Raw genomic sequence first — 12,536 nt, 5'->3', positions numbered from 1 at the left:
TCATAAATTAACTAATTGATATTTATGAATAAATATTTCAGTTCACAATTTGGATACTTTAACTATTGGCTTATCTATATTTGAAAAATTGATGGAGAATTCGTACAAGCCGGTTTCCTTAGGTACAAACTTAAAGTTTTCGTCTGTAGTATTACAATCGGCATAGGTTGTTTCACCCAACGTGATATTTTGATCGCGGAATCGATTTTTATAACCGCAACTTGAACCTGGTGTCCAGTTTTTGTCTGCGAACTTAAAGTCATAGGGTTGACCATCAGCAATTAATTCAATCGCGGTAGCATAGGTGCTACCGCCTTTGAGCGTAAGCTGATACTGGGGGTCGGCTTCCCACCAGGTGAACACGCCCCTCAAATACATATCAGGCAGTTGCTGTATATCTTTATAGGGCTCTACGGTATAGCTGGCACAACCGCTGAGGAGAGAGATTGCACAGGCGCCATAGAATTGTTTAAGTTTGGTCATAAAATAGTTACCTAAAACACACGTATTCAGTTAGGTCTTACTACTACTGCTGATTTAAAATCGAAATATCAGCAACGAGTAAGAATAGCATTCTCAACTTCGACAACAAGGCAAGCCGATTGTTTCTTATCCTTTCATCTTCGGCCATTACCATCACGTTGTCGAAGAAATTATCTACTTTGACGTGTAATGTGGCGAGTTCTGCAAATACTCCCTGATAGTTGGCATCGTTAACGAATACACTCACGCTCTCTTCAATACTTTCTAACGCTTCAGCCAAGCCTTTTTCATGTTCGTTTTCAAATAACGATGGCTCAATAGCTGCGGTATCCGTTACCTTATTTTTGGCTAAAATATTGGCTACGCGTTTGTTAGCAGAAGCAAGGGCAAGGCCTGAAGCAAGACTTTTGAAACCAGATACGGCTTCAATTCGCGCAGCAAAATCCGCCGGCTTGGTAGGGCGCCTTGCCGCAACTGCCTGAATGACGTCGACGTCAATACCTTGCTCCTGATACCAAGCTCTAAAACGACCTAAAATAAAATCCACAACTTTTGTTTCTAAATCTTCAGGTTGGGTTAGTTTATCGCCGAATAATGAGATGGAACTGCGTACTAAATCCGTCAGATCTAGCGGTAGTTTCATTTCGACAATAATACGTAAAACCCCAATGGCAGCGCGCCTAAGAGCAAAAGGATCTTTATCCCCTTTAGGAACCTGTCCTATTCCAAATATGCCCACAAGCGAATCGATTTTATCCGCTAGGGCTACGGCACAACTGATATGAGAAGTGGGTAACTGGTCACCTGCGAAACGAGGCATATATTGCTCGTTTTGTGCTAAAGCAACTTCGTTATGTTCCCCATCAAACTTAGCGTAATGCATGCCCATAACACCTTGAACATCAGGAAACTCCATAACCATATTCGTCATAAGATCGGTCTTTGATAACAAACCCGCTCGAGCGGCGAGTGTTGTATCACTCCCGAGCATGGACGCGATGTTTCCAGCTAGTTCAGATATACGTAGCGACTTTTCGTAAAGCGTACCTAACTGCTTTTGAAACAGTACGGTTTTCAAGCTTTCTAATCGTGACTCAAGTGTGTTCTTTTTATCTGTATTAAAGAAAAACTCGGCATCCGCCAAACGGGGGCGAATAACTTTCTCGTTACCACTGATTATTTGATAAGCATCTTTGCTTTCGATGTTGGTGACAAATACAAAGCGTGATTTGAGTTGACCGTCTTTATCCAGCAAAGGGAAGTATTTTTGATCGTCTTTCATGGTATAGATTAATGCTTCTTTGGGCACGGCTAAGAAAGATTCATCAAAACTTGCAGTCAATACCACAGGCCATTCAACTAGGGCGGTAACTTCATCCAGCAGGGCATCGCTCATATCAGCCAATGCATTTTCTTGCTCTGCCGTTGTTGTGACTTGTTGTTTGATTTTAGCCTTACGCGCAGCAAAGTCAGCTAATACATAATGCGCTTCCAACTGTTCTAAATAGTTATCTGCATGGGTAAGGTTAAACTGTTTCTCACCATGGAAGCGATGACCGTAGATAACTCGATCTGACGCAATACCAAGTATATTTCCATTAACAATTTCTTCGCCAAATAGCATGCATACCGTATGCACAGGACGGATAAACTGAATTGGGCTACTTCCCCAGCGCATAGGTTTAGGAATAGGTAGCTTTTTAAGGGCCCCTTCAATCATCGCAGGTATAAGTGTGGCGGCTTGTTCGCCTTTGACTTCACCTTTAAATAAAAGCCACTCACCTTTTTCAGTGGTTAAGCGTTCAGCTTGCTCCACTGTGATACCGTTTGACCGAGCCCAGCCTTGGGCCGCTTTGGTCGCTTGGCCAGTGTCATCAAAAGCAACAGAAACGGCAGGGCCTTTCTTTTCAATTGATTTGTCTTCTTGCTGCTGCGCAAGCCCAATGACATTAACCGCTAGGCGACGAGGGGAGGCAAACCACTTTACTGAAGTGTATTTAAGTTCTGCATCATCCAGTGCCGCTTGTACGTTATCAGCAAATGCTTGTGCCAATTTGCTTAAGGCTTTTGGTGGTAATTCTTCGGTACCAATTTCAACTAATAGATTTTCGTAACGCATGAATCAAGCCTCCTTTTTACACATAGGGAATCCAAGCTTTTCTCGCGCTTGATAATAGGCCTCTGCACAGGCTTTTGATAACGCACGTACACGCAATATATAGCGTTGGCGTTCTGTCACTGAGATGGCGTGGCGGGCATCTAGCAGGTTAAACGCATGGGATGCCTTCATTACTTGTTCATAAGCAGGAAGCGGCAACCCAGCTTCAATCATTTTTTGGCTTTCTTTCTCGCAGTGGTCAAACGTACCGAATAGGGCGTCTACATCGGCATATTCAAAATTGTAAGTCGACTGTTCAACCTCATTTTGATGGAATACATCGCCATACGTCACTTTGCCTAGGGGGCCGTCGGTCCAAACCAGATCGTAAATGCTGTCTACACCTTGAATGTACATAGCTAAGCGCTCTAACCCATAGGTAATTTCGCCGGTGACGGGAGAGCATTCAATTCCGCCTACTTGCTGGAAATAGGTAAACTGGGTGACTTCCATACCGTTTAACCATACTTCCCAACCGAGTCCCCAAGCGCCAAGCGTAGGAGATTCCCAATTGTCTTCAACGAAACGGATATCGTGTACCAAAGGATCGAAGCCTAGTTCTTTCAGCGAACCTAAATAAAGTTCTTGGATGTTGCTGGGAGATGGCTTAAGCATGACTTGAAACTGATAATAATGCTGCAATCTATTCGGGTTTTCACCATAGCGCCCATCTGTTGGACGACGACAAGGTTGCACGTAGGCGCTGCTTATTGGCTCAGGACCAATAGAGCGTAAAAACGTCATAGGGTGAAAGGTACCTGCACCAACTTCCATATCCAGAGGTTGAATGATCACGCATCCTTGTCTTGCCCAGTAGTCTTGGAGTGATAAAATCAGTCCTTGGAAGGTTTTACTATCAAACTTATTCATTAATTGCTGCCACAAAAATAATTCGAAAAAACGCCGGACAGTATACCTGCTGTGTATCGATCAATGTAGGTTAAATAGCCATATTAATGAGCAATGACACTTAAAAGGACGAAAAATGCAACATACTCGCTGCGCCTGGGTTTCTCAGGATCCTATTTATCAAGATTATCACGATCATGTTTGGGGCCGTCCTGTGCGCGATAAACAGGAGCTTTTTGCAAAATTGTGCCTCGACGGTCAGCAAGCAGGCTTAAGCTGGTTAACGATTTTAAAGAAGCAAGATAACTACTATCAAGCGTTTCATAATTTTAACCCCCAGCATATCAGTGCCATGACAGAACAAGATGTCGAGCGGTTGATGCACGACAAAGGGATTGTGCGTAATAGGTTAAAAATTAATTCTATTATTAAGAACGCCAAAGGTTTTCTTGCGCTAGAGCGTGAAGGGATCGATTTCGCTGATTTTATTTGGTCGTTTGTAAACGGCCAACCAATAGTGAATGCCTGGGAGGGGAAACATCAGGTACCGACAACATCAGCTGCATCAGAAGCAATGGCAAAAGCGCTGAAAAAACGCGGATTTTCCTTTGTCGGCAGTACCATTTGTTATGCATTCATGCAGGCCGTCGGATTAGTGAACGACCATACCGTTGATTGCTTTTGTTATGTAAACCAAAACGCCTAAGGCGTAAAAGATTGTAGTTTTACAACGTCGCGCAGTATTTGGCTTTCAAGTTCCGTTTCGGCCGTTTCCCTAGCGTTGTCCTGAGTTTTTCGATCAAGCGTCGTAAGCTTGTTTCTTGCCTCATGTGTAGGCAAGTTACTCACCTTCGTATATAACGTATACAGGCCTGGATATTGAGAAGCATAATCCGGCTTATTGTCGATCGGTAAACTCTCGTGTAAGTGATATAAACGAATGCATCCCTCAGACAAATTACACTGCTGCTGCTCCACAGCCATGGCGATCGTATGAATACTCTCCATTAGCCGTGAAACTCTTTGTTGTTTCGTTTGCGTCATTTTTTTATTTTGCTTGTTCAGCATGAATAAAAGTTTGCCCGCGTAGAAGGCTAAACCTGCAATGATAAACAGTGCAATGACGATAAATGAAATAGCAATAGAACTCATTTTAAAAACTTATTTAAACTTGTTGATATCAATAGACTCGAATTGAGCATATAGATCATCTTCTGACGGATCTGCGGCTGAATCGTCTTCATTGGCTATACCAAGCAAATCACACAACTCTTGGTGCCTAGCTGTCAACTTGTTGACGAAGATACGCTCTTCTTTACTCAGTGACTCGTCTGCATCAAGTTTTTCAAGTAGTAGTCCAAAGCGCTCATTCTGCTCAATGCTCTCAAGTTCCTGAGCAGGAGAGAAGAACTTAGGCTTAGCCGTTTTAACCTTGGGTGCATCATCGATGATCAAAGGAATGGGTTTCTTGCTGCCAATCCTAGGATCTTTAATACTCTTTCCTTGTTTATTCGAAGTACTGGTTTGCTCTGGGTTATTTCGAGTTCCAGAGGGCTTCCCCAAAGTTTTCTTATTTCGTTTTGGGGCAGTTGCTGCCGGCTTACGTTTTGCTTTCGGCGCTAAAGGTGTGCCGATTTGACCAATTTTTCGAGACTTCTTTTTTCTAGGCATAAATAACCTCCACTATATTTGCGCGGATTTTACCCTAAAACAGACTGGTTAAATATGGTTCACGAGGCACGGAGTGAAATTTAGATAAGAAAAAGGGCGATAGCTAAGCTATCGCCCTTCATATCATAGATGTGTCCTTAGACACGAATCCCGACAGTCGTTCATCCTGAACAGTTAGTGGTGGTCCTTCATGTTTTCTCTTTTTATTAATTTTAACGAAAACATAATATAGTTTTAGGTCTTCCTGACACTTTATTATTATCGTCCATGCCTTTTCACCAAAGGTTTAAAGTTTTAGCACTGCTTGCTAATTATCTTCCATGAGCAAACGGTTTGTTTGCAGTCCTTATTGTTTTTCTGCGTCAGAGAATACACGATAACTAATGGTTTACAACTCATTTACATAGTGTTGCGTTAATACATTGTAAACATTCACCTACAATTACAGAAAACGACCCAAAAGGGTCGTTGAAAAGAAGGTTAATAAAGACCTGCAATATATTTTGATAAAATATCAATATCTTGGTCAGTTAAACGCTTCGCAATATCTTCCATCATACCATTATGTGAATTCGCGCGTTGTCCAGACCTGAACGCTTCTAGCTGCGCTTTCAAATAGGTTGTATGTTGACCGCTGATATCAGGGAAACCTGAGAGGCTGGTACCGTTACCACGAGGACCGTGACATGCAGTACATGCCGTAATACCACGCTCTAAATCACCACCTCTATATAGTTTTCCGCCTTGTTCGATTACATCTTCAGGTGCTTCACCTTCTTTTGCTGTTTGGCTTGTAAAGTATGCGGCTATATCTTGCATGTCTTGTTCTGACAACGCGGCAGCCATACCATTCATCACGGCATTGTTACGACCTTCTTCACCACCAGTCTGTGCGGCGAGTTTAAATTCTTTTAATTGCTTAACGAGGTAGCCTGCGTGTTGACCCGCTAATTTGGGATTCATATCAATCATGCTATTACCATCAGCACCATGACAAGCCCCACACGCAACAGACTTTGCTTTGCCTGCTTCAACATCACCTGCTGCCAACGCACTAGCAGATAAACCTAAAAAAACGCTAACTAACAAAACCATTATTTTCATATTCTTTCTCATTAAGCTGCTGATTAATTGACCATTATCAGAATAGTAACTGTGTATTTTACACATTTACAGCGCCAGTAAAATATATTCCATAGGATAAGGGCAATATTATACGACATAACAACCACTTTCGATTTGAATTTACCTGATATAATGGACTCATCAATAAAGGTAATACCAAAAATCGTTTTGTCAGTAGGAGTATGTGTGAGCCATTATAGCCAAGCTAAGTTTAATTTGAGTGCACCGGATATCAGTCATTTATGTGCAGATGAAGGAATTGAGGTTGCCTTTGCTGGTCGTTCTAATGCGGGGAAGTCGAGTGCGCTTAATCGCTTGACGCGTCAAAAAAGCTTAGCGCGCACAAGTAAAACACCTGGACGAACTCAGTTAATTAATGTGTTTGATTTGGACGAGCAGCGACGCCTTATTGATTTGCCTGGTTATGGGTACGCAAAAGTACCTATGGCGATTAAACTCAAATGGCAAAAATCACTCGGCGAATATTTGCAGAAGCGCGATAGCTTGAAAGGGTTAGTGGTATTAATGGATATACGCCACCCTTTTAAAGATTTGGATCAAGAATTGATTCAGTGGGCAGTCGCAGCAGAATTGCCAGTTTTGGGCTTACTAACAAAAGCAGATAAACTCAAATCGGGTAAACGCAAAGCACAATTATTAATGGCCAGAGAAGCATCATTAGCGTTTTGTGGTGATGTGACTATCCATTTGTTTTCGTCATTAAATGGTTTGGGGTTAGATAATTGTGAGCGAGTATTGGATCAGTGGTTTGGTTACGCCCAACGAGATGTGCCAGAGCAAGAATAAATAAGCAAAAAAAAACCTTGTCGAAGGACAAGGTTTTAAACATCTAGAACACACACAATAATTCAGAGTGTATCCGTTCACATTAGTTCACCGCGATGGAAAATAGTTTCAGAAGGCTGGAAGCGGGCGTTTATTGATAAAAACGTCTATGGATATTTTTCTGACATAAAAAAACCCCAGCAAATTGCTGGGGTCGAAGCAAAGGTCTGAAAATACATACCTCTGTACCCTACAGCACAGATACTATGCAAAGTTCATTAAAATGCCAACCGCTTTCTGTAATTAAATTACATAAAGCGCTTATTAATTATCGTGAACGGGCGTTATCCTAGTGAGCTTGGTCCCAATTCTCGCCAATTCCAGCTTCAACGATCAAGGGAACGTCTAATTTTACCGCGTTTTCCATCAAATCAACGATTATATCCTTATGCTCGATAAGATTTTGTTCTTTTATTTCAAAAATAAGTTCATCGTGCACCTGCATGATCATTCTCGTTTGATCATAGGGCAACGAGTCTATCCACGCATCGACTTTTAACATGGCTTTTTTGATGATGTCCGCTGCTGTTCCTTGCATCGGTGCATTGATCGCTGCGCGCTCGGCTCCTTTACGGCGCAAACCATTACTGGCGTTTATATCCGGTAAATAAAGGCGTCGACCAAATACGGTAGATACATAACCCTGATCTTTGGCAACCAGCCGTGAATCCTCCATATATTTAAGGACACCCGGGTAGCGCTCGAAATACATATCCATATAGTGCTGAGCGTCATGGCGGGGTACGTTGAGCTGTTTCGCTAAACCGAACGCCGACATGCCGTAAATCAAGCCAAAGTTAATCGCTTTGGCATTGCGTCTTTGCTCGGTTGTTACTTGCGCTAATGGCACATTAAAGACTTCGGCTGCAGTTGCGCTGTGAATATCTTTTCCTTCAGAGAATGCTGTGAGTAAGCCTTGGTCTTGTGAAAGGTGAGCCATAATACGCAGCTCAATTTGAGAATAATCTGCTGCGACAACTTTATAACCTGGGCGGGCAATAAAGGCTTGGCGTACACGTCGGCCTTGTTCTGATCGGATCGGAATGTTTTGCAAGTTAGGATCGGTAGAAGATAATCGGCCCGTTGCTGTGATCGCCTGATGATAAGATGTATGAACACGTCCTGTGCGCTCATTTATCATCTTAGGCAGCTTGTCGGTATAAGTGTTTTTTAACTTGCTCAACACCCTATATTCCATTAATAACTTCGGCAGTGGGTATGTAAGTGCTAACTCTTGAAGTACTTCTTCAGATGTTGATGGAGCGCCCTTTGGCGTTTTTTTCAATACTGGTAAGTCTAATTTTTTAAACAGTATTTCTTGTAATTGCTTGGTTGAACCTAAGTTAAACTCTTCGCCAGCCATTTCCTGCACTTCCGCTTCCAACTGCATTATTCGGGCTGCGAGGTCTTGGCTCTGTTGACTTAATTTTTGACTATCGATTAATACACCAAATTGTTCCATTTTGGCTAATACCGATGCTAATGGTACTTCAATGTCAGTAAGGACAGCTGCGAGCTTTGGTTCTAAAGATAATTTTTGCCAAATATGATTATGTAGTCGCAGTGTAATGTCCGCATCTTCAGCGGCATAAGGTGCTGCTTGCTCAAGTGGGATTTGATTGAAGGTCAGTTGCTTCGCACCTTTACCCGCAATGTCTTCAAAGTGAATAGTGGTTAAACCTAAATAATGTTGTGCCAAGCTATCCATATCGTGGCGAGTGCCGACGCTATTAAGCACATATGACTCTAGCATTGTATCGTAGGCGATACCCTGAAGATGAATGTCATAGTTGGCTAGCACATTTTTATCGTATTTTAGATGTTGGCCTACTTTGGCTTTGCTTGCGTCTTCGAGTAATGGTTTGAACAATGCTAAAACGTCCTTGCGATCTAGTTGTTCGGGAGCGTCAACATAGTCGTGAGATAAAGGAAGATAAGCCGCTTCGCCTTCTTCGATACAAAAAGACATACCGACTAATTCTGCTTGCATATAATTCAAACTGGTTGTTTCTGTATCAAAGGCAAAAAGCTTCGCGGCGTTAAGCTTTGTTAACCAATGCTCGAGTGCTTCTTGCGTTAATATGGTTTGGTAATTTAGTTCAGGTGCGGGTTTGTCAATAGTCTCAGCTTTCGTTGAGGCCGATTGGTTGGTTTGTTGGCCAGTGTTTAATGCATCGGTGGCATCCTTTAACCAACGTTTAAACTCCATTTCAGTGAATAACTCTTGCAGGACACTGTAATCAGGATCAACCGGTTTTAAGTCGATAGGGCTACAGTCCATTTTTACGTCTAACTTAATGGTGGCTAAGGTGTAAGAAAGTCGCGCTTGCTCCTCGTACTCGCGCATTTTGTCAGCCATTTTCTTAGCACCACGGAAATCAAGCTGCGCTATTTTTTCTAGATTTTTATAAATCTCGTCTATGTTACCGATGCCTTGCAATAAACCCAACGCACTTTTATCACCTACACCAGGAACGCCTGGTATGTTATCGACCTTGTCTCCTTTAAGAGCGAGAAAGTCGATGACCAATTCTGGGGGAATACCAAACTTTTCGACAACGCCTTGTGGATCCATCACATGGTTATTCATAGTATTGATTAAGGTGACGTGCTCGTTTACTAGCTGAGCCATGTCTTTATCACCCGTGCTGATCAAGGTCGGGATCCCTAACTTACTTGCTTGGTCTGCTAATGTGCCGATCACATCATCGGCTTCAACGCCTGATTCAACGATGATCGGTAAACCCATGGCTTTTATGATCTTGTGTAGTGGTTCTATCTGGCTTCGAAGTTCTTCAGGCATAGAAGGGCGATTAGCTTTGTACTCACTATATATTTCATCACGAAATGTTTTTCCTTTGGCATCGAATACGACAGCTATGTGAGTAGGATTAAACTGCTTAATCAAACTACGAAGCATGTTAATCACACCATAGACCGCGCCAGTATCCTGACCCTTGGAATTCGTTAGGGGTGGCATGCCGTGAAATGCACGAAATAAATATGAAGATCCGTCAACTAAGATAAACGGATTGTTCGGAATTACGGGCATAGGAGAGGGTTGTGAATTGCTCATAGGATATTTTAGGTCTCAGGATTTATATAAACGCGTAAAGGATGCCACACACCGACATTTTCATCTACGCAGAGATCGGATCAATTTGTGGATAACTCTGTTGAATAAAATTCTAGGTTGGGTGCGCGCCGATCATACAGGATCTATTCATCGATCCACAGCCCTTGATTTTATTGGGGTGAATTTAAATACTATAAATAAATTTCGATTACTAAGAGGGAATTTCCAATGTGGATAACATATTTAATAATTATTTAGGGCTATCCAAAAGGGGAGGTGACTTTACACGCAAATTACCAGAGAGGGAAGGTGAAATGTTAAACTATTTTTGTGTGAAAATAATACAATTTATCTGTTGAAAAGCATAAGACAGAATTGATAAGGGATAGGGAGGTGTGCGATTACATTTATTTTACATTTACTGCATTTCTTTTTGCATTTTACGATATATATGAGGTTTTTAAGGGGGATTAGCTAATCAGAATTTGTTAAACTTTTGTTTTTTTAGCTAGGCATTTATCTGTTTTTATTCTTTTAGGTTAAAAATTTATGCATTCAATTTCCTCTCACGGAATATCGCTATTTCGATAAAGGTTAACGCACCCTAGCTAGCAAGGCTAAGTTATTGCCTGCGCTAATAAAAGCCTGTTTGTACTATTATTCAGCTTTGTGTATTGCTTTTGATTTTGTTGGGGCGGACAATCAACTTACACATCTTGGTAAATAATAAATTTAAGAAAGAACGATTACTAATGTTGGTATTTTTAAAGCGTATTAGGTTGCGTAATTTAGTCGGTAAAAATTAAGCTATGCAATACCGAACGATCACTCGGATATTAGGCTTACTTGTTGCGCTGTTTAGTGTGACCATGATCCCTCCAGCTATCATTTCTTTGTATTTCAACGATGGCAGCGGTCTTCCCTTTTTCCTCGCTTTTTTATTGTGTTTAGTGACCGGTTTGTTGTTCTGGTATCCCAATCGCCTTCATCGGAAAGATCTGCGCGCGAAAGAGGGTTTTCTGATTGTCGTTTTATTTTGGACTGTATTGGCGAGTTTTGGTGCGTTACCGCTGCTCTTGCTTGAACAACCTGAAATGTCAGTCTCTGATGCATTTTTTGAAGCTTTTTCAGGTTTAACAACCACTGGCGCCACCGTGATCCAAGGGATCGACTATCTGCCTAAGGCGGTTCAATTTTATCGGCAGCAATTGCAATGGCTCGGAGGGATGGGGATCATTGTTTTAGCCGTCGCCATATTGCCCATTTTAGGTGTGGGAGGAATGCAGTTGTATCGGGCTGAGACGCCTGGCCCGGTTAAAGACTCTAAAATGACGCCGCGTATAGCAGATACCGCCAAGCACCTGTGGTACATCTATTTAACGCTGACAATTTGCTGTGGTGTGGCTTATTGGCTGGCAGGAATGAACTGGTTTGATGCCCTATGCCATGCGTTTTCGACAGTGGCGATAGGTGGATTTTCTAATTACGATGCAAGTATTGGCTACTTCGATAGTCCTTGGATAAACATCGTTTGTGTGGTTTTTTTATGGATTGCCGCTTTAAATTTTGCACTGCATTATGCCGCAGCGAGTGGCAGAACCTTGATGGGTTACTTTTATGATCCTGAACTCCGTGCTTTTTTCTTGATCCAATTCGTGTTGGTCGCTGTGTATTTTTTTATATTAATGAAATTTAATTGGTTTGATAATGCAGGTATTGCCCTAGATCAGGCCTTGGTACAATCTGTTTCATTTAGCACCACGGCTGGTTTTGCCACGACTGATTTCTCCCATTGGCCGGCATTTTTGCCCATTATGCTGATTTTTTCGAGCTTTATCGGCGGATGCGCAGGTTCTACTGGTGGTGGTTTGAAGGTGGTGCGCGTACTGTTACTCTATTTGCAAGGTAAGCGTGAAGTCGATCGATTGATTCATCCTAAGGCTGTTTATACCGTCAAACTCGGGGATCGCGCCGTACCTGATAAGGTCGTTGAAGCCGTATGGGGATTCTTTTCGGCTTATGCGATGATCTTTGTTGTCATTATGGTCTGTTTGATTGCCACAGGGATGGATGATGTCTCCGCCTTTACCGCAACTGCTGCAACGCTAAATAACTTGGGCCCCGGCTTAGGTACGGTATCAGGCTCGTTTGCTGATGTATCTGATGTAGGGAAGTGGTTATTGATATTGGCGATGCTATTTGGTCGATTAGAGGTATTTTCATTGCTGGTGTTATTTTCACCGACATTCTGGCGCAGCTAGGTTTACATTTTGTCAGCATAACCATCCAATCGTCTTCTATCCAACAGATTTAGTTTAATATACTCCC

Annotated in this window: 10 protein-coding genes; 3 read left to right on the top strand and 7 right to left on the bottom strand. The window is 42.2% G+C overall.

Features of this window, described 5'->3' with window-relative positions; all coding sequences use genetic code 11:
* Positions 1-42: 42 nt before the first annotated feature.
* From GPLA_RS01125 to glyQ, 3 genes are read right to left on the bottom strand one after another with little or no spacing between them, the layout of a single operon-like run.
* Positions 43-483, bottom strand: coding sequence for a hypothetical protein (locus GPLA_RS01125; protein ID WP_007102954.1), 441 nt, complete (start codon positions 481-483; stop codon positions 43-45).
* 43 nt (positions 484-526) lie between these two features.
* On the bottom strand, positions 527-2,602 hold the full coding sequence (gene glyS / locus GPLA_RS01120; RefSeq protein WP_007102953.1) for a glycine--tRNA ligase subunit beta: 2,076 nt from the start codon (positions 2,600-2,602) through the stop codon (positions 527-529).
* Positions 2,603-2,605: 3 nt separating this feature from the next.
* Positions 2,606-3,511, bottom strand: coding sequence for a glycine--tRNA ligase subunit alpha (glyQ, locus tag GPLA_RS01115; protein ID WP_007102952.1), 906 nt, complete (start codon positions 3,509-3,511; stop codon positions 2,606-2,608).
* A gap of 115 nt (positions 3,512-3,626) precedes the next feature.
* Here glyQ and GPLA_RS01110 point away from each other — a divergent pair, with 115 nt between their 5' ends.
* Positions 3,627-4,196: a DNA-3-methyladenine glycosylase I gene (locus GPLA_RS01110; RefSeq protein WP_007102951.1), complete on the top strand. Its 570-nt coding sequence runs from the start codon at positions 3,627-3,629 to the stop codon at positions 4,194-4,196.
* Here the strand turns inward: GPLA_RS01110 and GPLA_RS01105 are convergent.
* The 3 genes from GPLA_RS01105 to GPLA_RS01095 form a co-directional block, all read right to left on the bottom strand.
* Positions 4,193-4,642 (bottom strand): DUF2489 domain-containing protein, encoded by a 450-nt coding sequence (locus GPLA_RS01105; protein ID WP_007102950.1) that lies wholly within the window; start codon positions 4,640-4,642, stop codon positions 4,193-4,195. The genes GPLA_RS01110 and GPLA_RS01105 overlap by 4 nt on opposite strands.
* Before the next feature lie 9 nt (positions 4,643-4,651).
* Positions 4,652-5,161 (bottom strand): Der GTPase-activating protein YihI, encoded by a 510-nt coding sequence (gene yihI / locus GPLA_RS01100; protein ID WP_007102949.1) that lies wholly within the window; start codon positions 5,159-5,161, stop codon positions 4,652-4,654.
* Between the two features lie 480 nt (positions 5,162-5,641).
* The gene (locus GPLA_RS01095) at positions 5,642-6,265 is read right to left on the bottom strand and encodes a c-type cytochrome (protein WP_007102948.1); all 624 of its coding nucleotides are present in this window, start codon (positions 6,263-6,265) and stop codon (positions 5,642-5,644) included.
* 207 nt (positions 6,266-6,472) lie between these two features.
* On the opposite strand from GPLA_RS01095, the gene yihA reads away from it, so the two are divergent.
* The gene (gene yihA / locus GPLA_RS01090; RefSeq protein WP_007102947.1) at positions 6,473-7,093 is read left to right on the top strand and encodes a ribosome biogenesis GTP-binding protein YihA/YsxC; all 621 of its coding nucleotides are present in this window, start codon (positions 6,473-6,475) and stop codon (positions 7,091-7,093) included.
* 328 nt (positions 7,094-7,421) lie between these two features.
* Here the strand turns inward: yihA and polA are convergent, their stop codons facing one another.
* Complete coding sequence (gene polA / locus GPLA_RS01085; protein ID WP_051997619.1) at positions 7,422-10,208, bottom strand: DNA polymerase I; 2,787 nt, start codon at positions 10,206-10,208, stop codon at positions 7,422-7,424.
* Between the two features lie 809 nt (positions 10,209-11,017).
* Between polA and GPLA_RS01080 the strand changes: the two genes are divergently transcribed.
* Positions 11,018-12,469 carry a TrkH family potassium uptake protein gene (locus GPLA_RS01080; RefSeq protein ID WP_007102944.1) on the top strand — a complete coding sequence of 484 codons (1,452 nt, stop codon included), beginning with the start codon at positions 11,018-11,020 and terminating at the stop codon, positions 12,467-12,469.
* Positions 12,470-12,536 lie beyond the last annotated feature (67 nt).

The organism is Paraglaciecola polaris LMG 21857 (assembly GCF_000315055.1).
Taxonomy (GTDB): domain Bacteria; phylum Pseudomonadota; class Gammaproteobacteria; order Enterobacterales; family Alteromonadaceae; genus Paraglaciecola; species Paraglaciecola polaris.
The sequence above is the reverse complement of the archived record's forward strand: the minus strand, read 5'-3'. Positions and strand labels throughout refer to the sequence as shown.

Coding starts and splice junctions, on each gene's coding strand:
- GPLA_RS01125 (WP_007102954.1), bottom strand. CDS start 483: ATGACCAAACTTAAACAATTCTATGGCGCCTGTGCAATCTCTCTCCTC.
- glyS (WP_007102953.1), bottom strand. CDS start 2,602: ATGCGTTACGAAAATCTATTAGTTGAAATTGGTACCGAAGAATTACCA.
- glyQ (WP_007102952.1), bottom strand. CDS start 3,511: ATGAATAAGTTTGATAGTAAAACCTTCCAAGGACTGATTTTATCACTC.
- GPLA_RS01110 (WP_007102951.1), top strand. CDS start 3,627: ATGCAACATACTCGCTGCGCCTGGGTTTCTCAGGATCCTATTTATCAA.
- GPLA_RS01105 (WP_007102950.1), bottom strand. CDS start 4,642: ATGAGTTCTATTGCTATTTCATTTATCGTCATTGCACTGTTTATCATT.
- yihI (WP_007102949.1), bottom strand. CDS start 5,161: ATGCCTAGAAAAAAGAAGTCTCGAAAAATTGGTCAAATCGGCACACCT.
- GPLA_RS01095 (WP_007102948.1), bottom strand. CDS start 6,265: ATGAAAATAATGGTTTTGTTAGTTAGCGTTTTTTTAGGTTTATCTGCT.
- polA (WP_051997619.1), bottom strand. CDS start 10,208: ATGAGCAATTCACAACCCTCTCCTATGCCCGTAATTCCGAACAATCCG.
- GPLA_RS01080 (WP_007102944.1), top strand. CDS start 11,018: ATGCAATACCGAACGATCACTCGGATATTAGGCTTACTTGTTGCGCTG.